Source organism: Janthinobacterium lividum, from assembly GCF_011601275.1.
In the GTDB taxonomy this organism is placed as follows: Bacteria; Pseudomonadota; Gammaproteobacteria; order Burkholderiales; family Burkholderiaceae_D; genus Janthinobacterium; species Janthinobacterium lividum_E.
On record NZ_JAAOLY010000005.1, the window covers coordinates 320676 to 343362 of the forward strand.

General features: G+C 63.2%; 27 protein-coding genes. 11 read left to right on the plus strand and 16 right to left on the minus strand.

Going from position 1 to position 22687, the window contains the following annotated elements; genetic code table 11:
• Window positions 1-79 precede the first annotated feature (79 nt).
• Window positions 80-769 carry an LrgB family protein gene (locus GYK42_RS10505; protein WP_166447454.1) on the minus strand — a complete coding sequence of 230 codons (690 nt, stop codon included), beginning with the start codon at window positions 767-769 and terminating at the stop codon, window positions 80-82.
• Window positions 766-1224: a CidA/LrgA family protein gene (locus tag GYK42_RS10510; protein WP_166447455.1), complete on the minus strand. Its 459-nt coding sequence runs from the start codon at window positions 1222-1224 to the stop codon at window positions 766-768. The genes GYK42_RS10505 and GYK42_RS10510 overlap by 4 nt, the downstream gene beginning before the upstream one ends.
• A 104-nt stretch (window positions 1225-1328) precedes the next feature.
• On the opposite strand from GYK42_RS10510, the gene GYK42_RS10515 reads away from it, so the two are divergent.
• The 7 genes from GYK42_RS10515 (at window position 1329) to GYK42_RS10545 (ending at window position 8759) form a co-directional block, all read left to right on the plus strand.
• Entirely contained in the window at window positions 1329-2237 is a 909-nt protein-coding gene (locus GYK42_RS10515; RefSeq protein WP_166447456.1) for a LysR family transcriptional regulator, read from the plus strand.
• Between the two features lie 25 nt (window positions 2238-2262).
• Window positions 2263-3081 (plus strand): glutaminyl-peptide cyclotransferase, encoded by an 819-nt coding sequence (locus tag GYK42_RS10520; protein ID WP_205711346.1) that lies wholly within the window; start codon window positions 2263-2265, stop codon window positions 3079-3081.
• A gap of 81 nt (window positions 3082-3162) precedes the next feature.
• The gene (locus tag GYK42_RS10525; protein ID WP_166447457.1) at window positions 3163-4017 is read left to right on the plus strand and encodes a hypothetical protein; all 855 of its coding nucleotides are present in this window, start codon (window positions 3163-3165) and stop codon (window positions 4015-4017) included.
• Complete coding sequence (locus GYK42_RS10530; protein ID WP_166447458.1) at window positions 4014-4661, plus strand: hypothetical protein; 648 nt, start codon at window positions 4014-4016, stop codon at window positions 4659-4661. Before GYK42_RS10525 ends, GYK42_RS10530 begins: the two co-directional genes overlap by 4 nt.
• Before the next feature lie 270 nt (window positions 4662-4931).
• Window positions 4932-6956 (plus strand): ferritin-like domain-containing protein, encoded by a 2025-nt coding sequence (locus GYK42_RS10535; protein ID WP_166447459.1) that lies wholly within the window; start codon window positions 4932-4934, stop codon window positions 6954-6956.
• A complete protein-coding gene (gene bufB / locus GYK42_RS10540) occupies window positions 6956-7891 on the plus strand; it encodes an MNIO family bufferin maturase (protein ID WP_166447460.1) in 936 nt (311 codons plus the stop codon). Before GYK42_RS10535 ends, bufB begins: the two co-directional genes overlap by 1 nt.
• Window positions 7881-8759, plus strand: coding sequence for an HvfC/BufC N-terminal domain-containing protein (locus tag GYK42_RS10545; RefSeq protein WP_240943541.1), 879 nt, complete (start codon window positions 7881-7883; stop codon window positions 8757-8759). The genes bufB and GYK42_RS10545 overlap by 11 nt, the downstream gene beginning before the upstream one ends.
• Before the next feature lie 76 nt (window positions 8760-8835).
• On the opposite strand, the gene GYK42_RS10550 is transcribed toward GYK42_RS10545, so the two are convergent.
• From GYK42_RS10550 to GYK42_RS10605, 12 genes are all read right to left on the minus strand, one after another.
• The gene (locus GYK42_RS10550) at window positions 8836-9084 is read right to left on the minus strand and encodes a DUF3297 family protein (protein ID WP_010398340.1); all 249 of its coding nucleotides are present in this window, start codon (window positions 9082-9084) and stop codon (window positions 8836-8838) included.
• Window positions 9085-9138: 54 nt separating this feature from the next.
• Window positions 9139-9960: an OBAP family protein gene (locus tag GYK42_RS10555; RefSeq protein WP_166447461.1), complete on the minus strand. Its 822-nt coding sequence runs from the start codon at window positions 9958-9960 to the stop codon at window positions 9139-9141.
• Window positions 9961-9977: 17 nt separating this feature from the next.
• Window positions 9978-10292 carry a hypothetical protein gene (locus tag GYK42_RS10560; protein ID WP_035818984.1) on the minus strand — a complete coding sequence of 105 codons (315 nt, stop codon included), beginning with the start codon at window positions 10290-10292 and terminating at the stop codon, window positions 9978-9980.
• 160 nt (window positions 10293-10452) lie between these two features.
• Window positions 10453-10854, minus strand: a complete 402-nt coding sequence (locus GYK42_RS10565; RefSeq protein ID WP_166447462.1) for a GFA family protein — start codon at window positions 10852-10854, stop codon at window positions 10453-10455.
• Between the two features lie 10 nt (window positions 10855-10864).
• Window positions 10865-12637 (minus strand): ABC transporter ATP-binding protein, encoded by a 1773-nt coding sequence (locus GYK42_RS10570; protein WP_166447463.1) that lies wholly within the window; start codon window positions 12635-12637, stop codon window positions 10865-10867.
• Window positions 12634-13188 (minus strand): hypothetical protein, encoded by a 555-nt coding sequence (locus GYK42_RS10575; RefSeq protein ID WP_166447464.1) that lies wholly within the window; start codon window positions 13186-13188, stop codon window positions 12634-12636. The genes GYK42_RS10570 and GYK42_RS10575 overlap by 4 nt, the downstream gene beginning before the upstream one ends.
• Window positions 13188-13709 carry a MauE/DoxX family redox-associated membrane protein gene (locus tag GYK42_RS10580; protein WP_166447465.1) on the minus strand — a complete coding sequence of 174 codons (522 nt, stop codon included), beginning with the start codon at window positions 13707-13709 and terminating at the stop codon, window positions 13188-13190. Before GYK42_RS10580 ends, GYK42_RS10575 begins: the two co-directional genes overlap by 1 nt.
• On the minus strand, window positions 13703-14569 hold the full coding sequence (locus GYK42_RS10585; protein ID WP_166447466.1) for an SDH family Clp fold serine proteinase: 867 nt from the start codon (window positions 14567-14569) through the stop codon (window positions 13703-13705). The genes GYK42_RS10580 and GYK42_RS10585 overlap by 7 nt, the downstream gene beginning before the upstream one ends.
• The gene (locus GYK42_RS10590) at window positions 14551-15564 is read right to left on the minus strand and encodes an ATP-grasp domain-containing protein (protein ID WP_166447467.1); all 1014 of its coding nucleotides are present in this window, start codon (window positions 15562-15564) and stop codon (window positions 14551-14553) included. The genes GYK42_RS10585 and GYK42_RS10590 overlap by 19 nt, the downstream gene beginning before the upstream one ends.
• Before the next feature lie 60 nt (window positions 15565-15624).
• Window positions 15625-16020: a hypothetical protein gene (locus GYK42_RS10595; protein WP_166447218.1), complete on the minus strand. Its 396-nt coding sequence runs from the start codon at window positions 16018-16020 to the stop codon at window positions 15625-15627.
• On the minus strand, window positions 16014-16202 hold the full coding sequence (locus tag GYK42_RS10600) for a hypothetical protein (RefSeq protein WP_058051179.1): 189 nt from the start codon (window positions 16200-16202) through the stop codon (window positions 16014-16016). The genes GYK42_RS10595 and GYK42_RS10600 overlap by 7 nt, the downstream gene beginning before the upstream one ends.
• Before the next feature lie 240 nt (window positions 16203-16442).
• A complete protein-coding gene (locus GYK42_RS10605) occupies window positions 16443-16628 on the minus strand; it encodes a hypothetical protein (RefSeq protein WP_166447219.1) in 186 nt (61 codons plus the stop codon).
• Window positions 16629-16959: 331 nt separating this feature from the next.
• On the opposite strand from GYK42_RS10605, the gene GYK42_RS10610 reads away from it, so the two are divergent.
• The 3 genes from GYK42_RS10610 to GYK42_RS10620 all read left to right on the plus strand — a co-directional run bounded on the left by GYK42_RS10610 (window position 16960) and on the right by GYK42_RS10620 (window position 19202).
• Window positions 16960-17334 carry a hypothetical protein gene (locus GYK42_RS10610; RefSeq protein WP_166447468.1) on the plus strand — a complete coding sequence of 125 codons (375 nt, stop codon included), beginning with the start codon at window positions 16960-16962 and terminating at the stop codon, window positions 17332-17334.
• Window positions 17335-17341: 7 nt separating this feature from the next.
• Window positions 17342-17671: an immunity protein Imm33 domain-containing protein gene (locus GYK42_RS10615; protein ID WP_166447469.1), complete on the plus strand. Its 330-nt coding sequence runs from the start codon at window positions 17342-17344 to the stop codon at window positions 17669-17671.
• Between the two features lie 85 nt (window positions 17672-17756).
• Window positions 17757-19202, plus strand: a complete 1446-nt coding sequence (locus tag GYK42_RS10620; RefSeq protein WP_166447470.1) for a serine hydrolase — start codon at window positions 17757-17759, stop codon at window positions 19200-19202.
• On the opposite strand, the gene GYK42_RS10625 is transcribed toward GYK42_RS10620, so the two are convergent.
• Window positions 19199-19774, minus strand: a complete 576-nt coding sequence (locus tag GYK42_RS10625) for a type 1 glutamine amidotransferase family protein (protein WP_166447471.1) — start codon at window positions 19772-19774, stop codon at window positions 19199-19201. The genes GYK42_RS10620 and GYK42_RS10625 overlap by 4 nt on opposite strands.
• Window positions 19775-19970: 196 nt before the next feature.
• Here GYK42_RS10625 and GYK42_RS10630 point away from each other — a divergent pair, with 196 nt between their 5' ends.
• Window positions 19971-21608 (plus strand): phosphoethanolamine transferase, encoded by a 1638-nt coding sequence (locus GYK42_RS10630; protein WP_166447472.1) that lies wholly within the window; start codon window positions 19971-19973, stop codon window positions 21606-21608.
• Window positions 21609-21675: 67 nt separating this feature from the next.
• On the opposite strand, the gene GYK42_RS10635 is transcribed toward GYK42_RS10630, so the two are convergent.
• On the minus strand, window positions 21676-22449 hold the full coding sequence (locus GYK42_RS10635) for a ferredoxin--NADP reductase (RefSeq protein ID WP_058051074.1): 774 nt from the start codon (window positions 22447-22449) through the stop codon (window positions 21676-21678).
• Window positions 22450-22687: the final 238 nt, after the last annotated feature.

Sequence of the window (22687 nt, forward strand, 5' to 3'; positions counted from 1 at the left end):
GTGCGCGAACGGGATTCCGCACACTATCGCCCAACCCGCGTTTGCCGCTTTGACCTGCCGCAATCGCGCCGAGGGAACGTTAAGCTAGCAATCGCCCCAGCAGCGGCGCCAGCAGCACCGTCACGACGCCGGAAAAGATCATCGTCAGGCTGGCCACGGCGCCTTCTTCCGTGCCGACCCGGCGCGCCACGGACAAGCCAAAGCCGTGCGCGGCTGCACCATACGGGGCGCCACGGGCGATGCGCATGCGCAAGGGCAGCAGTTTCAGCAGCGGTTTGCCCAGCATCAGGCCGAACAGGCCCGTCATGACGACGAAGATGCCCGTCAGCTGGGCCGAGCCGCCCATGTGGCGCGACGCTTCCAGCGCGAACGGCGTCGACACGGAACGGGCCAGCAGGCTGCGCGCCATGTCACCGTGCACGCCCAGCAGTCTGTCCAGCAACAGGGTGGCGGCGACCGATGCGACGATGCCGGCGCAGCTGCCCAGCGACAGGGCCAGCCAGTGCTTGCGGATCAGCTTGCGCTCCTGGAAGATGGGCAGCGCGAACGCGATGGTGGCGGGGCCCAGCAGCCACGGCAGCCAGCGCGTTTCGCCGAAATACGTGGCGAACGGTGTCGAGGTGGCCTGCACGATGACGATGAGTATCGCCGAGGTGCAGATGGCGGGCGTGAGCAGGAAGTGCGGATGGCGGCGGTGCAGCGCCTGGTTGGCGTAGAACAGCACCAGGGTCAGCAACAAGAACAGCAGCGACAGGAGCAAAGTACTCACGCTGCCGCCCTGGCCGCGCGCTGGCGCAGCAGTTTTTGCCGGCGCAGCTTGCGTTCATAGCGGCAGACCCATTCCACGGTCAACGCCGTGGCCAGCATCACGCTGGCAAAGCCCAGTCCGATATTTACGAACAGCATCAAACCCTGTGACTTCAACAGCTGCGTAAATTGCACCACGGACACGACCAGCGGAATGAAGAACAGCAGCATATTGGCCAGCAGCCAGTTCGCGCCCAGTTCGATGGCGGCGGGCCGCACCCAGCCCGCCAGCAGCAGGGCCACGAGCACGAACAGGCCGACCACGCCGCCGGAAAATGGCAAGTGCAGGGCGGAGGCGGCCTCGTCGGCCAGCCACCAGGCGGCGATCAAGAGGCCCACTTGCCACACGGTCCGCGCGGGCTGGCGCCAGGCAGGGACGGAAAGTGGGGCGGTAGTGGAATAAGGGACGGCTTTCACGGCAGGCTTTCTGGCGGCAGGGGGGAAGGTTTCATTGTAGGGAGCCAGCATCAAAAGATAAAATGACTTAAACTTATGATTATCATTCAATTTTGGAATGCATCATGGATATCCGCTCCCTGCGCTACTTCGTCGAAGTCGTCGAGCAAAACAGTTTTACGCGCGCGGCCGCCAAGCTGCACGTGACGCAGCCCACCGTCAGCAAAATGATCGCCCAGCTGGAACAGTCGCTGGACCTGGCCTTGCTGGACCGCGCGGGCAAGCGCTTTACCCTGACGGACGCGGGCAAGGTGGTGCTGTCGCGTGCGCATGAATTGCTGGCCCTGCACGGGGAACTGAAGGTGGAATTGCGCGACTTGCAGCAGCTGGAACGGGGGGAATTAAGAGTCGGCGTGTCGCCGCAGACGCATTCGACCCTGGCGCCGTGGCTGGCCGAGTATCACCAGCGCTATCCCGGCATCGAGTTGAAGATGTACGAAAGCGGCACGCAGGCGATCGAGCGCGACTTGCGCACCGGCACGGTGGAACTGGGCACCATGCTCGATTACCCGGGCAATGCGGCCACCTGGCAGGATTTCGAAGCCTTGCCCCTCGTGCGCTCACCGCTGTGCCTGCTGGCCGCGCCCGGTTCGCCGTGGAAGGGACGCTCTTCCGTGGCCTTGGCCGAGCTGGCCGGCAGTCCCTTCATTTTCTACGGCGCCGCGTTTGCCTTGAACGACATCGTGCTCGATGCCTGCCAGCGGGCCGGTTTCGCGCCCCGTATCACGGGCCGCAGCGGCCAGTGGGATTTCATTGCCTCGCTGGTACAGCTGGGTGTGGGCATCTGCCTGCTGCCGAAGATGTATTGCGACACGCTCGACGCCGCGCAATTCGACGTCATACCTCTGGACGGTCCGCCCGTGGAATGGAATCTGATGCTGGCCTGGCGCCGGGGAGGGCGGCTGTCATTTGCCGCGCGCGCGTGGCTGGAGCTCGTCAGGGCGCACATGGCGCAGCCCGGGCGATTACAATAGGCGCTCGCCAACCACCGCCAAGAATATGAAGAACACAGGTAAAGTCAGACTGAAACGCACGGCAGGCTCATTGCTGCTGGGATTGCTATGCACCGTGGGCCTGATGAGCGAAATGGATTATGCCCAGGCCGCCATTCCCGTGTATGGCTATTTCGTCAAGAATACCTATCCGCACGACCCCCAGGCATTTACCCAGGGTTTGCTGTTCAAGGATGGCCATCTGTATGAAAGCACGGGCCAGAATGGCCAATCGTCTTTGCGCAAGGTGGAATTGACGACGGGCAAGGTGCTGCAGAAAAGCATGCTCGACAAGAATGTGTTCGGCGAAGGCATCACGGACGTGGGCGATGAAATCCTCGGTTTGACGTGGGTGTCGAAAACTGGTTATGTGTTCGACCAGAAAACGTTCAAGCTCAAACGCACCTTCAGCTACCAGGGCGAAGGCTGGGGCCTGGCCAGCGACGGCAAGTTCGTCTACATGAGCGACGGCAGTTCGGCCATCCGCGTGTTGAATCCGAAAACCCTGGCCGAGGTGCGCCGTTTCGAAGTCAAGGCCGAGGGCCGCCCCATCGAGCGTTTGAACGAACTGGAAATGGTCGACGGCGAACTGTACGCCAACGTGTGGGGGGCGGACGTGATCGCCCGCATCGACCCGGCCAGCGGTAAAGTTGTAGGCTGGATTGACCTGACGGGCTTGCTGCCACCGGAACAGCGGGGCACGGCCAATCCCGACGCCGTGCTCAACGGCATCGCCTGGGATGCGCGCGGCAAGCGCTTGTTTGTCACGGGCAAGTTGTGGCCCAAGCTGTTCGAGATCGAGTTGATCGAAATCCAGCGCCGTTGATGTTTCCAATTGGGCAGTGTTGCTGGCGAGGAATCGTTTAGAATCCCGGTTCTTCGCCCAGTGCGACCTCTACAGGATGCCATGCTGTCCCTCTCTTTATGCCGCCTGGCGGCCACTGCTTCGCTGCTTGCCGCCATCTGGCCCGCCGCACAGGCACAGACGCCCAACATGCCGGTGGTCAGGCAATACGGCGATTTTGCCGTCACGAATGGCCGTTACGACTCTCTCGTTACCTTGTCTTTCCGCCGGCACGGCTACTGGCCCGCCGGCGCGCGTGAAGTGGTGGAAGTGCGGCCCATCAAGGCCACGCGCGAAGGCCAGCCCATGCTGCTGGCTTTTACCAAGGGCTATACGGGCCAGGGCACGATACTCATTGGCGTGCAGAATGGCGAACCGCTGATGCGCCCCATCAGTCCATTGCAGCGCGACAATATGGTGCGCACGGAACGCGATCCAGAATGGGGCGTGCCGCAGCCTGGTCGTCCCGAGCTACTGCTGTTTCCCCGCGACGGCCGCGCGCTCGATACGGGCACGGGCGAACTGCTGTGGTTTGACGTGCCGGGCAACGTCCGCGGCGACTATCCGCATGCCATGCTGGTGTCCGTCTCGCCCGACGGGCGGCGCGGCGCCTATCTGACGAATGCGCTGACGAAGGTGGGCATCATCGTTGCCACGCGCGACGACGGCATCGCCGGCGTGCTGGCCTTGCCGCCAGACACCTATCAACGGTGGTTGAAACCCTTGTCGGATGCCGCTTCCGCGCAGGCGGGCGCCGCCATCAAGGCGGGCAAGGGCCGCACGGATTCGATCCGCATCCGGCGTGAGCTGGAACTGGCCTGGTTCGGCCAGCAATTTCAATGGAAACAAGGCAAGAACGGCTTGCAAGTGACGGGGCTGGGCCTCATTTCCGCGCCGCCGGAAGGAAAACAGCCATGACAATATCCAAACTGATCGCCGGCTGCTTCGCCACCTCCTTGCTGGCTGGCTGCGTGCACGGAGAAATGTTCCCCAAGGATTATCTGGCGCAAGATATCGACAAGCAGCAAGCCTTGCTGGAACTGGACGTGGTCTTCGGCAAAGAGCCCGATGACAAGCTGACGTCGCGCACGACGGCGCGCAATACCGTGGAATATTCGGGCGCGCCGCATATCGTCGTGCCGTTTTACCAGAAGGGACTCGGCTTCGACCAGGGGTTTGCCGGCACCTATATCTTTGCCGTCGTGTATCCGGTTGCCAAGGTCGAGACGGCCACGGCCAGCAGCCGCGTCTTTGGCCAGAAACTGGATGGCCAGCAGCCGGGCAACCCGCGCTACCGCTTCCGCGTGCCGGGCAAGGAGCAGTGGAACAGCAATGAAACGTTCATGCTGAGCTTTGAGCGCAAGGGCCGCCGCGAAGAAATCACTTTCCGCTTCAGCAACGAACAAAGCTGCCCATCCGCCTTCCTTGCGACCACGCCACTATATGGTTTTCCCATCAAGGTCGTCGCCACGTTCAAGGACAATAAAGGTTGCCTGAAAGTGTGTGACAGCCGCGAGCAGTGGCCCGGCTTTTGCGCCTTCCAGCCGCCGCCGGCCGCCTGACTATCACCATGCAAGCCACGCACCGGCGCCTGCCGGTGCGGCGCTTATACACGCGTGCGTTTTGCCGATTCTATTCAATTGTCATCGAATGTGGGCTGAAAACGCCTATTTTCATGGCGCAATGCAGGCTGCGCTGCCTCCCGGCCAGCGCATAAATCTTGCCGCAAAAATATCTTTCCTAGGCGTATGATTTCCTTGCCGTGAACAGCGCGCGCAGATGGCGCGCCCCGGCCCGATATCCGAAACGCATCCTGCCTGTGGAGATACAGAATGAAAATGCCCGTTTTAGGAAGCACCCAGCCCGCCATCACGAATCGTCCGCTCGACATGCTGGACACCGACAAGGCGGCCGTGCGCGCCATCGCCCAGGCGGCCGTCAGCGTCGAGCTGTTCACCATTCCCCTGTACATGGCCACCATGTATTCGATCCATGGCACGCACCAGATTAACTCGAAAGGCATCACCTATTACGAAGGCCGCCAGTGGCCGGGCATGGGCACCACGGCCCGCCCCGAGCTGGCCGAGCAGAAGGCTTTCAATATCATTTTCAGCGTCTTCATCCAGGAAATGCTGCACCTGCAGATGGCGGCCAACCTGGCCACGGCCATCGGCACGGCGCCGTGCTTCACGGGCTCGGAGCTGCAATCGCAGGACCACGGCTGGACCTGCTACGGCGAGAGCTGCACGGTGATCCCGCACATCGTCGACTTGCAGGACACGTCCGGCTACCGCCACGTGCGCGTCAACCTGGAAGAGCTGAACGACAACCAGTGCGACCTGTTCCTCGCCATCGAGCAGCCGGAACAGCAGGCGCGCGCCCAGCTGGCCGAGTTCGACAAGCACAATCACACGAAATATTTCCCGGAAGTGCCGCTGCCGGGCTGGACGCCGGGCAAGCACGTGCAGGACTTGCCCCTGTTCGGCACCATCGGCTACATGTACGAATGCTATGCGCGCTACATCAGCATCGAATACACGGATGGCCAGACCCTGTGGCAAAAACTGTTCGTCAACGGCTCGGTGCAGCAGGACATGTTCAACAGCCGGGTCCAGGGCCATGCGCGGGCGGAATTTCCCCGCTTTGACACCTGCTTCGGTCCGCAGGACCAGGATGGCGGCCAGACGGGCTCGTTCAACAAGGCCATCGACATGATGGCGGCCATCACGGACCAGGGCGAGGGCAGCGCAACAGCCATCCAGCGCTACCGCCGCGACGCGGCGCAGCGCCTGATGGCCGTGCAGCCCGATTACCGCGAAGACCTGGCCGCCTTGCAGTGCGATTATCCGTCCTACGCGAACAATGGCAAGGACGCCGAATCGCGCGATGCGCAGGCGCGCCATGACAGCGCCCCGTTCGACCACTACGAGCGCTTCGGCCAAGTGAAAGCCATGCTGCCCGTGAAGACCTGGGCCGGCTGGCACAGGGAAGGCGGGCGCTGGAGTGAGGCCATGCTGACCAACGAACGCTACAACCCGGCCACCGCGCCGAAGAACATCCCCGCGCCGGCCGCCGTGGCGGGCGCCCTGAACCGCCTGAAGGACGCCAGCGGCACCTTGGGAATGCTGAGCACGGTGGCCACGGGCGCCATCTACGGCATCACTTCCGTGCTGGACCAGTACTGGCTGAACCAGCAACTGGACTTCCCGTATCCGTCGATGGTTGGCGCGGGCGACCGCATGGCCATCTGCTGGGCCGTGCTGGGCCAGGCGCCGAACCTGGCGACGGGCGTGCCGCTGGCCGACAGGAGCGTGCTGTACCACGCCTGCCAGGGCATGCACCTGGAGGGCGAAGCATCGTCCACCTGCGCCGCGCTGGCCGTCTACCACACGTGCCGCGGCTCCAACGGCTGCCACGCCCAGGGCGGCTGCGGCTTTGCCCAGGCCGACACGGGCGGCTCGTCCTGCGGCCACTCGGTCAAGGCCGCCGCGTCGCCGGGCACGCCGTGCTATGTGCCGCCACCGCCGCCGGAGGCCGATAAAGTCTACAGCGCGCCCAGCGACAACAAATGCGCGAGCTTTGGCGGCTGCGCCGTGCCGATTTCCGCCTCGCAGCTGTATCCGAACACCACGGGCAAGGAACCTCCCGAGCCCGCCACCATGACCTTGTACGATTTCGGTCCCGCACCCGATCACCGCAGTATTCCGCTGCACCAGAGCATGAGCTTTACGCTGGGCGACAACGTCTACGACAAGGCCTGGGAAGCCTACGGCAAGGTGATGGCGGCGCGCGGCACGCCGGTGGGAGCGCCGCCTGCGCCCACCGACCTGCGCCTGGCCTTGCCGCCGTCGACCTGATGCGCTGCATCCTGCACGAGGCGCGGCCGCGCCTGGGCCTGCCGAACCTGGGCCTGGGCGTGGGGCTGCGCCCGCCGCACTATGAACACATCCTGCGCCACGGGCCGCAAGTGGACTGGTTCGAGATCATCAGCGAGAATTTCATCGACAACCACGGCTACGCGCGCCATGTGCTCGAGCAGGTGGCGGCGCAGGTGCCCATCGTCATGCATGGCGTGTCGCTGTCGATCGGCAGCAGCGATCCCCTGAGCCTGAGCTACCTGCGCAAGCTGCGCCAGCTGGCCGCCGAGATCCGGCCCGCGTGGATTTCCGACCACCTGTGCTGGACGGGCGCCGCCTCGCTCAACAGCCACGACTTGCTGCCGCTGCCGCTGGACGAGGCCAGCCTGCGCCACGTGGGCGCGCGCGTGCGGCAGGTGCAGGAATTCCTGGGGCGCCCCCTGATCCTGGAAAACCCCAGCACCTACGTGGAGTTTGCCCAGTCCAGCATGCCGGAATGGGAATTCCTGGGCCGCCTGGCCGAGGACACGGGCTGCGGGCTCTTGCTCGACGTCAATAATGTCCATGTCAGCGCGCATAACCACGGCTATGATGCGGCCGCCTACATCCGCCAGTTGCCGCACGACCACATCGTGCAGATCCACCTGGCCGGGCCGACCGTCTGCGGCGCCGTGCTGATCGATACCCACGATGCGCCCGTGCCGGACGCCGTCTGGCGGCTGTATGCGCTGGCGCAGCAGCTGACGGGCGGCGTGTCGGCCCTGCTGGAATGGGATGCGCAGATTCCCCCGTATGCGCAGCTGCTTGCCGAACTGGACAAGGCGCGCGCGGCGGTGCGCGGCGAATTCGCGGACACGTTGCCGGCCGCGTCCAATGTTGCCGCCGCCATCTCCACGCCGCTGGGCTTTCACCTGGAGACGGCCCATGCGCCGTAACACCGCCGCAGGCGGGGCTGGCGAAACCGGCATGCCGCTGGCGCAATTGCAGGCGTGGTTCCTGACGGCCATGACAACGCCCGGCGGCGCCGTGCGCGGCGCGCAGCTGGCCAGCGAGCGCCATGGCCTGACGCAGGAGCAAGTGCTGAAACGGACGCGGGGCGGGCCGGCACCGCTGCACATCCATGCGGACGGCTATGTGCAGCGCCTGCTCGAATGCCTGCAGGCCGACTATCCCGTCTTGCGCAAGGTCATGGGTGACGAGCTGTTCGCGTTCTTTGCCCGCGCCTATGTGTGGCGCCACCCATCTGCTTCCCCCACCTTGTATGACCTGGGCGGCGGCTTCGCCGATTTTCTTGCCGCCAGCCAGCATGCGGCCGGGGCACAGGGCAGCGCCTTGCGCTTTCCCGTCGAACTGGCGCAGCTGGAGCGCGCGCGCAGCGAGGCGGGCAGGGCGCCGGGGCTGGAAAAACAGCCGGCGCCCAGCTTGCCTAGCAGCCTGGATTTGCTGTTGGGAAAGACACCGGCCTGGCGCCTGGCGCCGTGCACGCGGCTGCTGGCCCTGTCGTTTCCGATGTGTTCTTTCTGGCAACAGGCGCAGGCTGCGCCAGACGACGCCGTGCCGGCCCAGCCGGACGCCGCTCCCGCCTTTGTCGCCATTTCGCGCCTGCATTACCGGCTTGCCATGCAGGAGTTGCAGCCGTGGCAGTTTTACTGCCTGCGGGCGCTGGCTGGCTGCGCGCCGCTGGCGCAGTGCGCGCGACAGGCGGCGCAGTCGAGCGGCAGGGCGCCGGACGAGGTGCTGGCCGACACGATGCTGTGGCTGCCCATGGCGGCCGCGGCAGGGCTGGTCACCATCGAGGCGTGAGCGGACGGCGGCGGACGCAAAAAAGGCCGATGAAAATCGGCCTCGATGACACTGCAGGAACAACTGCAAGTATTGCTTAACGGTAAAACGCTTCGACTTTGCCCTTCAGCTTGATCTGCAGCGGACGGCCGCGGCGGTCGAGAGACTTGGTGGAAGCGACCTTGATCCAGCGTTCGCTGATGCAATATTCTTCCACGTCAAGACGTTCCTTGTCGTTGAAGCGGATGCCGACGTCGTTCTCGAACACGGCTGCAACGTGGTAAGGGCTGCTAGGGTCGATCGACAGGCGATCGGGCAATGGGGGTAAGGTGGTGGTATCGTTCATGGGCGTAATTATCGCCCAGAATGCCGATCCAGACAACGGCCTTTCGCGTGCAGACTATCGGGCCGGGCGCGAAATGGCGGGTTCGGCCGTGTGCGTGGAGGGGGACGGTAGTGATGAGGAACCGTGCCGCGTTCCGGTCGGGTCGGCCAACTGGACGGTCTTGCCGTGCTGCCAGGCATCGGCCCCGTCTATGATGGCGGGCGCGGCGATATCGGCTCGCTGGCGGCGTTTTTCGGCGGAATCGATGCGGAAACGGCGGTCGCGCGCGGCGACCATGGCGGCGTCGGCCTGGCCATCGGCTGTAAAACCCATCATCAATTGCGGCACGCCCAGCGGCAAGCTCTTGTGCAGATCCGTGTGCCACGTGTGCCAAGTCTTGCCATACGTGGCGACGAGTTTTTGCATCAAGGCTTTTTCCGCCGCGGCGGGAATGCCGGGAGCAATCAGCTGGCCTGATTTGACTTCATGCACATGGCTGTGCCACAGCGCTTTTTCCTCTGCCGGCAAACCCTCGTACAGCCTGGCGCTGACGATGTATTCGACGCCCATCAGCTTGGCATCCTTCACATTGCCGTCGTAGATCACGCACTGGATCAGCTCTTCATTGACGATGGCGCAATAGTGGTGCGCTTCCATCTGGCCGCGCAGATTGCCATTATAGAAATGAAAACCGTCAAGGTAGGCGTTCAGCGCCGCAATCGGCGGCCGGGCTTGCAGGGCATCGGCGCCCGCGTCCAGCACGCGCGTGGAGACCCCGGCCGGCGTGCCCGGCGCCTCCACGTTTGATGCCGTATTCCTGGCGCCGCAGGCGGCAAGGCTCATGCCCAGCCCCGCGCACAGCATGGCCGTCAGTGCTTTCGTATCAGGAAGGCGCATCGGGCCATGCCCCGGAATCAGGATTTGTCGTCATTCTTGTGGCTTTGACGTCCCGCTTCCACGTGCTGCTCATGTGTGCCGCCGCGCGTGCCCGTGCCGGAACCCGATTGCTGGCCCGACTGTTGGCCCGATTGCTGCGAGCCCGACTGCTTGTCGCCGTCATTCTTGTGGCTTTGGCGGCCCGCCTCGACGTGCTGCTCGTGCGTGCCGCCCTGGGTGCCGCCCGACGATTGACGGGTGCCGGACTGTTTGTCCGACTGCTGGCTGCCCGATTGGCCCGATTGCTGTTTGTCCGATTGGCTGCCCGATTTGTCGTTGCTGTTCGAAGTCATGATCGTGTCCCCTATGGTTGGTCTGCGTAATCATCCGGTTCAACATTGGCTGCACCGTTGAGACCATTCTCCCTGCCTGCGTCAGGCTTAACCATAGGGACACGACTTGTCGCCATGTAGGAAAAGTCCGGGGTAGCAGACAACCATTTCTACATTGCTACTACAGATGCCGCGTATCCTGCGGCGGCATATCCCACTCGTCATGCCGGCCATCGACAAAGGTGACGGGCACTTGCGCCAGCTCGGCCGCCGATGCGTCATCGACGCAGCTGACGCTGATGCCGACGACGGTCCGCTGCGGGGCGCAGTCTCCATGGCCAAACGGGCGCACGCCGCAATGGCGGCAAAAATAATGGCGTTCGCGGCGTACGCCGAAGCGATACTCGCTCAAGTCCGCCTCACCGGCCAGCAAGCGAAAATCCGCAGGCGGCACCATGCTGGCCCAGCAGCGGATTTTCAGGCAGTAGGAACAGTTGCAGCGCAGGCTGGGGGCAGCCAGGTCGATCTCGGCCGCGAAGCGCACGGCGCCGCAGTGGCAACTGCCCTGGCAGGTTGTTTTCATCTGGCCCACTTTACAGGGTTGCCGCACTGTCATGCAACTGCTGGAATTGCGACAGCTGCTGCTGCATCAGCCGCGCATACTGGCCGCCCGCGCGCAGCAGCTCGGCGTGCGTGCCTTGCTGGCAAATCCTGCCCTTGTCCATGACGATGATGCGGTCCGCCTTGACGATGGTGGAAAAGCGATGGGCGATGATGATCGTGGTGCGTCCCTGCATCAGGGTATCGAGGGCGTGCTGCACCAGTTGTTCGCTGGCGGCGTCGAGCGCGCTGGTCGCTTCGTCCAGGATGAGGATTTTCGGCGTGCGCAGGATGGCGCGGGCAATCGCGATGCGCTGCTTCTGTCCGCCGGACAATTGCACGCCCCGTTCGCCTACCAGGGTTTCGTAGCCGTCCGGAAAGGCTTCAATAAAATCGTGGGCATGCGCCAGGCGCGCCGCCGCCACCATCGCTTCGCGCACCACGACCCGGTCGGGCACGGCAAAGGCGATATTGTCGGCGATGCTGCCGGAAAACAGCGCCGGTTCCTGTTCCACCACGGCCATCTGGCGCCGCAGCTGCGTCACGCCCAGCACGTGCGCGTCGATGCCGTCGAACTGCAGGCTGCCCGCGTCTATCTGGTAGTGGCCCAGCACGAGGCTGGCGATGGTGGACTTGCCCGCGCCCGAAGCACCCACCAGGGCGATTTTTTCGCCCGCGCGTATCGACAGGCTGACGCCGTCGAGGGCCGTGACCTGCGTGCGCTCGGGGTAGCAAAAACGCACGTCGCGCAGTGCGATATGGCCCGCCAGCGGCGGCTGCGGCGGCGCCTCGGGAGCGGCGCGGTGGCTGCGCAGGATTTCGAAGATGCGGTCAGTCGAGCCCATGGTGCGCATCCACGTATTCCAGAATTCGCTGATGGAGCCGGCCGTGTCCGTCACCATGCTGGCATAGATGACAAAGGCCGTCAGCTCGCCCACGCTCAAGCGGCCCTGGCCGATCAGATGGGCGCCGAAGCACAAGGTGGTCAGCAGCGCCACGAAGGCCAGCAGCCCTTGCGCACCCTGGAACACGGCCAGCAGCCGCGTGCCGGCCAGCGACACGCCCAGCAGCTCGCGCATGGCTTGCGCATAGCGCGCCATGGCGCCGCCTTGCTGGTTGAAGGCCTGCACCAGGCGCGCATGGGCAAAATATTCCTGCGCCACCTTGCCGCTGGCGGCCAGGGTGGCCGAAATGGCCCGTGCGCGCTGCCGGTAATTGCTGCCCGATAACTTGCCGAGATACAGGCTGATGGGGATGAACAGGGCCAGCGGCAGGCTCAGCATGGGCGACAGCTGCAGCAGCATGGCGATGCCGCCCAAAAACACGCACAGCGAGCGCAAGGCATTGGCCGCGCCGATGGTCAGGCTTTCATGCAGGGCCGACACGTCGGACGTGAGTCGGCTGTTCAGTTCGCCACCGTGGTGCTTGTCGAAAAAGGCGATGGGCTGGTTGATCACGACGTCGAACAGGCGCCGGCGCACGCCCATGACGATCATGTGGCCGCCCGACTGCAGCAGATAGAAGCGGGCGGCCGAGGCCAGCGCATACAGCAGGCTGAAGGCCAGCATGACGGCCACCATGCCCGGCGTGACGCCGCGCCGCGTCAGTTGCGCCACGTTGTCGATGAAATACGCGATGGCTTGTGGAAAGGCCAGCTGCGCGCCCACAGTGAGGGCCATGCACAGCAGACCGGCGGCGATGCGCCAACGCACCGGGTACAGCAGGCGCAGGCGTTCCAGATGCGGGCTGAAGTTCATATTGCTCATGCGGCGCGCTCCTGCGACGGTTCGGCGTTCAATTGTCCGGCCAGGGCCAGCCAGTCTTCGTCGCCAATCAGGCCGGCCGCTTCCACCGTGCCCTCGTGATTGACGAACACATAGGAAGGCGAACTCATCAGCGGATTCACGCGCCGGTAATCGCGCAGCGTGAGCCGCGCCGCCGCGTCCCGCAAAATACTGCCGGGCAAGAAGGCGCGCAGCCTCCGGGCCGGTTCTTCGCTGATCAGCCACATGGCCAGGCCAGCGTCGCGCGCCAGCGGCAGCAGCAGTTCGATGCCCGCCAGCTTTTCCGCGCATTTCGGACAGCGGCTGGCCAAAAACAGCAGCACGGCCGCCTGGCCGCTGGCGCCCGGCTGGAAAGGTGCGCCGCCAGCCAGCGGACGGGCTTGCACGGCAGGCAGCGGCTCGCCCGGCACCAGCGCAGTGGGCGCGATGCGTTCGCGGCGGCTAGCGCGCAGCACCGCCAGGGTCAGCCAGATATTGCCGGCGACGGCAAAGGCCAGCGCCGCCAGCACGAACTGTAAAGTCATGTCATCCATCAGCCGGCCTTTGCCAGAGTGGCGATGTCGTGCAGGGAAATCACGGCCACGCAGACGATGGCCGCCAAGCCGGCGGCCAACAGGGAGGTGGCGACGGGCAAGGCCGTTTCCTGCGCCAGCGCAAAGTAGCTGCCGTTGATGCCCACCGCCAGCATGTTGCGCAGCAGATCGTATTGCGACACAGGCCGCGCCGTTTCGCCGAAACAGCTGCAGCGCACCACGCTGTGCGTGAAGTAGCGCCAGGCCAGGATGCCAGTAAGGGTACTCAGCAGCAAGAGCGACAGCAGCATTGGCAGGTGCGTGCCGCCCGCCAGCAGCCAGCCGGCCAGCAGCAGCTCTGCCGCCACCAGGGCTGGCGCAGCGAATCGGGCGGCGGCGGACGGCAGGCCGAACGAGGTGGCCAGGTTGCCGCGAAATTCCCCGTAGCTGCGCAGCTTGCCTACGCTGGCCGCCAGCAGCAGCAAGGCAATAACATAGCGCGCAATATCGGCAAGCAACGTGATTGGCAGGGGCGTCAGCATTCACTGCTCCACAGGGGCGCGAAACCGCCCGGGCGCTGGCGCCGCAGCTGCACGCCGTCGCGCGACGCCAGCAGGGCGTCATTCCACGCTTCGTCGGGCGCGCTGCGCAGGGCGCCGCCTATGCTTGCCTGCAGCTGCGTCGAGATGGCCCAGCCCAGCCGTTCGGCGTGGGCATCGCGCGCCATGTTCAGGCCCAGCTGGACCAGCTCTTCGCGCGTCAGGGCATAGTTGTGCGAGTGGTAGCCCGTCACCAGTTGCGCGACGATGGCGCGTCGCGCCTCTGGCGTGGCGTCGGGCAATTGCCATGCGATCAATTCCTCGCCGATCTGCGCCAGTTCCAGGGTGGTGCGGTAAAAGGCCGTCAGGGAAGGGGGGAAGATGCTGCCGCACAGCAAGGAAAGCGATTGCTGGCGCGCCTCGGCCGCATCCACGCCGAACCACTGCTGCGCCATGTCGCCGAACACCTTGATGTCCAGGCTGGAAATGGCGCCGCCATCGACGCCGTCGAGCTGCGGGTCGATGGGCGAGAACAGGGCCAGGTCACCGGCGATGATTTCATCGGCGCCCAAGGCCAGCAGGGTGGCTGCCGACTGGCAGTGGAAGGGCACGATAAAGCTCAGGTGGCGCGCATGCTGTCGCAGCAGGATGGCGATGCGGCGCGCCGCGTTGACGATGCCGCCGCGGCCGTGCAACACCACGTCGAGGCGCGCCACGGGGCCTATGCCTTGGCACAGCTCGTACAGGGCGGGCAGCAGCTCCATGTCCAGGTGAGAGGCGGCCAGGACGATGGCGCGGCTGTCGCGCACAAGTTCCAGTTCGCGCAGCTGGACGGGGATCTGGCTCAGGTCTGGCTGTGGCATAACGCTCCTTCGATCAGGGTAGTGGCCACGCTTTCCAGCAGGGGCAAGGCGGGCACCAGTTGTTGCACATACAGAAATTGACCGACAGGATTGTTTTCCAGGAAAACATACTCGCCTTCGGGCGTGACGATGAGGTCCAGCGCGCCATACTCGAGGCCATAGCTGTGCACGAAAGCGAGGCAGCACTGCCGTATGTCATCCGGCAAGGTCGCGGCTTCATAGCGGATGGGGGCCGACATGTCGCGCGAATCGATGGCCGTGCGCGCATCGTCCTGGGAATACAGACGCGCGGCAAACAGTTGCTTGCCAATCACGGTGATCCGCAATTCGTATTGCTTGGCGATATATTCCTGGAATTGGCAGCTCAGTTCGCTGACGGCGTCCAGGCTGTCCAGCATGGCGTCGTCGACGATGGTGGTGCCGATGCCGGCGCTGACCCTGTCTGCATCTTCGACGGATTCGGCGGCCAGGCTGGGCGTGGACATGCTCTTGAAAATGATGGGCCCTTTGACGGCCGCGCGGAAAGCGCGCACGTCGTCGGGTACGTTGGTGATCACGGTGGCGGGCACGCGAAAACCCATGCGCGCCGCCCGCGCCAGCTGTTCGCCTTTCCATTGGGCGCCGCGCAGGGCCAGCGGATGGCTGAGCCAGTAGCAATCGAGCCCGTACAGCACACTGAAGATGGCTTGCTCCGTTTCCAGCTGCGCATAGGCGCGCTCCTGCGGCGTCAGGTCGGCGCTGGCGTAGGCATAGTCGGCCGGCTTGCGCAGCCAGACGGCGCCCACGTGCTGCAGGTCAAGCCAGTCGCCATCGGGCAAGCGGCGCAGGCGCGCGCTGGCGCGGCCGTCCAGCAGGCGCTGGCACAGCTGGTAATCGCGGGGAAAGGCGTCGAGGTCGATACGGAAGGGGACATGGCCGCGGTCGGCCAGGATCTGGGAAACCAGGTCGGCGTGCAAATCGCCGCTATGGCTGATAATTAATACCTTTTTATGCATTCAGGGGCCTGCGGCGAAGGAAAGGCCTTGCCGTGGCAAAGCCTTCAGTTGGCTAAGGTATTAGCAATACACGCCAGTATCGTTGGGCGCAAAGCGCGAACTGTCGCGCAGATTGTAATCTTCCGGATCGCCGTAATACGTGCAGCCGGCCACCGCTACGCCATCGCGCACCTGCCATGGTTGCTTGACTTCCTTGTCTGCTTCCTTTTCCGCCAGTTTGAAAGCAAACAGCTTGGTTTGATTCTGTTTTTGCATTGTCATCCTCTTGTCGTGGTTAAGTGCCGCTTTTTTTGAATCTCCAGTGGCGCCGGTTTTTATCGATAAAGAATCGTAAATAAGGGTATGTATGCCGCGCGCAGGAATACACTGCGCCGCAATTGGCGCCAATTCATCAAGTCGGGATTGGAATAAAACCCCGCCAGAGGCGAGGTTCCAGGGTGCCGCGAAGATCAGCAATACTGGCCGCTGTCGTTCGGCTTGAGCCGCGAAGAGTCGCGATATTGATCATGGGTGCCAACGGCGGTGCAGCCGGCCACGGCGACGCCGTCGCGTACTTTCCAGGCGGTGGCCGGCGCCGCCTGTTTTTGCACCTGTTTTTCTGCCAGTTTGAACGCGAACAATTTGGTTTGATTTTGCATTGTACTATCCTCTTGTGATGGTTAAGTACTGCCTTTTTTGAGTGCCAGTTGATTTGGCTTTCAAATGCTAATTTTTAAAGAATGCCGCGTCAACCGATAAATTAAAAATTTCAAAAATAAATATTGATCGATATGAATGCCGCACGCACGGGGACACCGCGCCGTAAATGGCGCAAGCGTGTTTGCATCGGGAATTAAATGAAATTCCCGCCATAAGGTGAATGGATGCGGGAGCGGCGTTCAGCAGAACTGGCCGGTATCGCGGGAATTGATGGTGGAAGAGTAGCGGTATTGGAAGCGGTCGACTTCGCTGCAACCGGCGATGGCGACGCCGACGCGTACTTTCCATTCAGTGGGCGGGGTAGGCGGGGTTGATATCTTTTTCTCAGCAAGCTTGAAAGCGAACAATTTTGGTTGATTTTGCATTGTACTATCCTCTTGTGATGGTTAAGTACGGCTTGAGCTGTCGGCCACGGTGAATGGCTTTACGATATTAGCGCCGCAATAATTAGGAGTCAACGTGAAATTGAATTGTGCGCGCGACTGCATTTTTAGAATAATCACCAAATATCACGCAATGCGTCGTTATTATTATCAGTCGATAAATCATGATTGCAGGATTTAAATCTAGGGATGGCGCAAATATTATTGCGCCGCACTATCGCGGTGCGTGCGGATGATTATTGAGGGAAATGGATGGCGCTTGCGCGGGGTGGCGCACTATAATGGCGCCTGATTAAGAGAGAGGAGTCGCAGCATGGATATTACCGACAGCCTGCGTCAGCTGGCATACGCGCAGGCCGCGGCCTTCGTGCGGACGCTGGACGGGCGCGATCCTGTTGCGTTGCAGCGCGACTGGGGCCTGTCGGCGGCCGTGGCCGACGAAGTCATAGAGATGCTCGACAGCTATTTTGCGGCGCGCCAGACGCTATCCCTGGCGCCGCTGGCGCAAGCCTTCGTGCCGGGCAAGGGCGGCCGTCCCGCCGTCGACATGTATGCGACCGATGCCGGACTGCTGGGTATGGAATGCCTTTTGCTGGCCGATGGCAAGCCCGGCGAGGCGATCTTGCACCTGGAAATGTCCGGCCACGATGGCGCGCTGCGCCTCCATTACCACTACATTGGATCCTGAAAGTACCATGACCGCACCGATCAGCGAAACACAACAGCGCATCTGCGACAAATTCGGCTTGCCGGCGCAAGCGCCCGAACCCATGGTGGCCCTGGCCATCGCCAGCCTGGCGCAGTCGCCCATCTACGGCACGCGCATCGCGCTGCCGGAAAACGGCACCATCAGCTGGTTCATCCACTGCGGCGAACATGACGATGCGCTGGACTTTTACCAGCCCCTGCATGCGGAACACCTGCATGAAATGCTGCCGCAGGTAGTCGATTACCTGGCCTTGCCCAGCGGCGCCAAGTTCATCCTCGACCGGGAAGGGTACGAGGATGTGTGGTTGGACGAGTAACTTTCTGAATGGCAATATTGTCGTTGACGTTGACAAATAGGTATGGGATGCTGCGGTTCCGTTTTCTCTTGCCGAAAGCCGCATCGTGAAGCCAAGCCTCCCGTCTGTCCTGCTCGTCATGGCGCTTGCCGCCATCCCCGCCAGCCATGCGCAGGCGTCCCGTGCCGAACACGATATTGCCGCCTTCGTGCGCAGCGAAATGCAGGAGCGCCAGATTCCAGGGCTGCAACTGGCCGTGATACAGCATGGCAAAATCGTACTGAAGCGCAACTTCGGTCTGGCCAGCCTGCAATACCGGGTGCCCGTGACGGAGTCGAGCCTGTTTTCCATCAACTCGGCGACGAAAGCGTTTGCTGGTGTCGCCGCGATGCAGCTGGTACAGGAGGGCAAGATCGACCTGGCCGCCCCTATCAGCCAGTACCTGACGGGGCTGCCTGTCGCCTGGCAAGCCGTGACGGTGACGCAATTACTCAACCATACCTCGGGCTTGCCCGACGTGCTGGACCAACGCAGCGGCAAGCTGGTGGGGCCGCAGCCGGATGACGCCGATGCGGCGTGGACAGCCGTGCAGGCGCTGGCCGTGGAAGCCCCGCCTGGCCAGCGCTACCGCTACAACCAGACCAATTACGTGTTGCTGGCGCAATTGATCGAGCGCCAGGGCGGCCAGCCCTTTACCGCCTTCATCCAGCGCCGGCAGTTTGACGTGGCGGGCATGCCGCACAGCGGCTTTGGCGACGCAAAGGACGTGGTTGCCAATAAGGCCAGTTCCTACGTGCTGGACCGGGGCGGCAAAGGCTACCGCAATGTAATCGAAGACTTTCCCGTGTTCATGCGCGCCGGGGCCGGCATCAACAGCAATGCGGGTGAACTGGCCAACTGGCTTATCGCGCTGCAGTCGGGACGCTTGCTGGCCCCCGCCGCTGTAGAACGGCTGTGGCAGCCGACCAGCTTGAATGACGGCAAGCCGGCGCCGTGGGCGCTGGGCTGGCCAACCATCGGCCGCGATGGCCACCGCGCCGTGGCCGGCATCGGTGGTGGCCGCTCGGCCTTTTATGTGTATCCGAACGATGGCCTGGCCGTCATTATCCTCAGCAACCTGGCCGGCGGCCAGCCGGAACAGCTGATCGATACCGTCGCCGGTTTTTATCTTCCCGCCCTGCGCCAGCAGCGGGGCGGCGCGTATGCCGCGCACCTGCTGCGCAAGCAGGCGGCCAGCGCCGGTTTCGAGGGACTGGACCAGAAACTGGCGGCCATCCTGCGCCAGCACGGCTTGCCAAAGCCCACGGAAGACGACTTGAATGCCTGGGGCTACCGCTTGCTGGGCCGGCAGCAGCCGAAACAGGCCGTGGCCGTCTTTCAGCTTGGCGTGCAACTATACCCGCAAGGGGCGAATGGCCACGACAGCCTGGCCGAAGCGTACGAGGCGGACGGCGACAAGAACCTGGCCGCCACGCATTACCGCCGTTCGCTGGAACTGGACCCCGGCAACACGCACGCCGTGGCGCGTTTGCGCGTGCTGGGCGCCGACTAGGCGGCAGCCTGGCCGTGTTCCGCGCCGTGCATGGCCAGATAGGCAGTCAGGTTGTCATCGGCGATGCCCAGCGTGCGCAAGACTTCCCTGGTGAAGGTGACGGGCGCCGTGCCGGGCGCCGTGATGACGCGCTGGTCTGCCACGGCCCACGGCACGTCCTGGTACAGGGCCGCGCCCGCATAGCCCGTGTCCGTCAGGTTGCCGGCGGAATTCGAGGTGTGGCGCACGGTGTCGAGCACGCCCGCCTGCGCCAGCACGCGCGTGCCGTCGCAAATGCCGGCCAGCACCACGCCCTTGTCGCGCGCCGCGCGCAGTAGCGGGCCCAGGTCTGGCGCCTTGCCGCTTTGCCAGAAGCTGCCGCCGCACACCATCAGCAAGTCGAGTTCATCGAGCACGATCTCTTCCAGTGCCAGTTGCGGCGTGACCAGCATGCCGCCGGACGAGGTGACGGGCAAGCCGCCCGGCGTGGCGAACTGCGTGTAAAAGCCGTAGTACAGGCGCGCCGTGGAATTGAGCAGGGCGGTTTCCCAGTCGGCAAAGTTCTCGGTCAGAATGGTAATGGCACGTGTCATGAAGAAGTCCTGTCGCAAGTGGTGATATCAATAGTACAGGCTGGCTAGCCCGCTGGTGCCGAAATCATAATAAAAAGTACTGGCAGTTTCTGTCAGGAGCGCGTGGAAATAATGGTACAAGTTGCAACAGACTGCGCTACAATCGCTGGCCCGTCCGCACGGGCATCTCCTTCCATGCTTGTTACTTGTCGCCTCCATGCTGATTCTGTTTTGCCGTGTCCTGCTCAGCATCGCTGGCCTGCTGGTTTTTTTCCTCTTCGATCAGTTAAGCGCGAACGAATGCCTGAAATTGGCCGTCTTGCTGGCGGCCTTCCTGTTGGGCATGGGCGGCGTACTGCATGCGTGGCGTGGCAGTTCCAGCGCCCGTGCGATTACCGTGCTGCTGCGCGTCGTCGCGCCCGTGTTTTACCTCGACGCCGCCATCAAGGGCTTTTTGCGTGGCTATTTTGGCATGCGGCCCAATCCCAATGCGGTTTTGCAAGCCGTGTTTGCGACAGATCAAGCCGAAACGGGCGAGTTTTTTCTGCACAACGGCGTCGCCCTGGCGCAATCGGCCGGCGGCTTCCTGCTGGTGACGGCGGCCGTGCTGCTGGCCGACCGCCAACTGCAGCGCTGGCAAGCGGCGCGCTACGTTGCCGCACCTAGCCTGGCGCAGAAATGCTTTGCCGCCTGCATGGCGATCTTTCTCGTGCTGCTGCACGTCAATACCACGATGCGGCGCGAAAATCCGGCCCTGTTCTGGCCGCTGCGCTACCAGCAGTACAGCGCGCAGCTGGACGCCATGAAATCGATGCAGCACGCGCTGACGGCGGCCATGGCCGCGCCGCGCGACTGGAACGTGCGCTATGCGGGCGAGGATGCCCGCACCGTCATTCTCGTGATTGGCGAGAGCACGAACCGCGCCTCGATGTCGCTGTATGGCTATGCGCGGGCGACCACGCCCCAGCTCGACGCCATGCGCTCGAAGCTGCTGGTATTTAATGACGTGGTTTCGCCGGCCGCCAGCACCGTGGAATCGATGATGACGATGCTCACGCCCGCCGATATCGGCAACCCGGACGCGTGGATGGCCAAGCCGAATCTGCTGATGCTGGCCGAGGCGGCCGGTTACAAGACGTTCTGGGTATCGAACCAGACGCGCAACGATGGCTGGATCGGGTTGCTGGCGGGCGAGGCCGATGAAAGCGACTTCATCAACTATGGCACTGGCCGTGGCGAAAACAATTTTGACGGCAACCTGTTCCAGCCGTTCGCCCACGCGCTGCGCGACGAAGCGCCGAAAAAGCTCATCGTCGTGCACTTGCTGGGCGCGCATCCCAGCTATGACATGCGCTATCCCCGCCGCTTTGCTCATTTCGACCGGGCGCACGACGCTGTCAGCGCACAGATGGAGCACCAGGGCAGACCGAGCTGGATACGCAACCAGCGCGACGAGTACGACAACGCCATTCGCTATGGCGATTACGTGTTGGGCACCCTGATCGGCATGGCGGAAAAGGCCAAGACGGACCGGGCCGCCTCCTTGCTGTTCGTATCCGACCATGGGCAGGAAGTAGGCTACAGCCGCAATCATGCGGGCCATTCGGCGTCGGACAAGAGTGGCTATGAAATTCCCATGCTGATCTGGGACAACCGGCAAGCGGCGCAATCGGCGGGGGCGCGCGCCGCGCTGGAAAGCCGGCCGTATCAGACGGACAAGCTCGATGCGACCGTGCTGGGCTTGCTGAAGATCGAAACGCGCTATTACGCCGCGCATGACGATATCCTCAGCAGCACTTTTACGCCCGTGCAGCGCTTCATGAATGGCTTGCGCTACCAGCGCGGCCACCAATAAAAGGCCCGGCGCCGCCGCGGGAAGCGGCGGGGCCGGGCCCCTGTATTTGCTACGGATTTTCTGCGGATTACTTCTCGGCGAACGCGCGCTCGACAACGAAGTCGCCAGGCGTCGAGGTATTGCCTTCCTTGAAGCCGCGCGCTTCCAGCATTTCCTTCAGGTCGCGCAGCATCTCCGAGCTGCCGCAGATCATCACGCGGTCTTCTGCCGGGTTCAATGCCGGCACGCCCAGGTCTTCGGCCAGCTTGCCGTTTTCGATCAGTTCCGTGATGCGGCCCATGTTGCGGAAGTCTTCGCGTGTCACGGTCGGGTAGTAGCGCAGCTTGTCGCTGACCATTTCGCCCAGAAACTCATGCTTCGGCAGATGCTCTTCCAGCAAGTCGTGGTAAGCCAGTTCATCGACCTGGCGCACGCCGTGCACGAGGATCAGCTGGTCGAAACGCTCGTAGATGTCCGGATCGCGCACGATGCTGAGGAAAGGCGCCAGGCCCGTGCCAGTCGACAGCATGTACAGGCGCTTGCCTGGCAGCAGGTAGTCGGAGACCAGGGTGCCTGTCGGCTTGCGGCCGACGATGACGGTGTCGCCCACTTGCAAGTGCTGCAAACGCGACGTCAATGGACCGCCCGGCACCTTGATGCTGAAAAATTCCAGGTGGTCTTCGTAATTGGCGCTGGCGATACTGTAGGCGCGCAGCAGAGGCTTGCCGTCGACGCGCAGGCCGATCATGGTGAAATGGCCATTCGAGAAACGCAGCGACGGGTCGCGCGTGGTGGTAAAGGAGAACAGGGTATCCGTCCAGTGGTGCACGCTTAAAACGCGCTCTTCATTCATCGAACTCATAGTATTTGTTGGCTGGTCAAAAAAATGGTTAGTTGCTGGCAACTGCTGGCAAAAGTGAAACCCTGTGTAGGCCCAGACGCTATTGTACCGGCCTCCACACGAAATTGTTACCGTCTATCGCCGCCAATGCTGCCGCACACGGTGGCAACATTATAGTGCGAATGGCAAGGCAGGGCTGGAATTGGCCCGGAAACGGGCGGCGGACATGCGCTCTCTTGACCTGGCTCAGTTTTTTGCC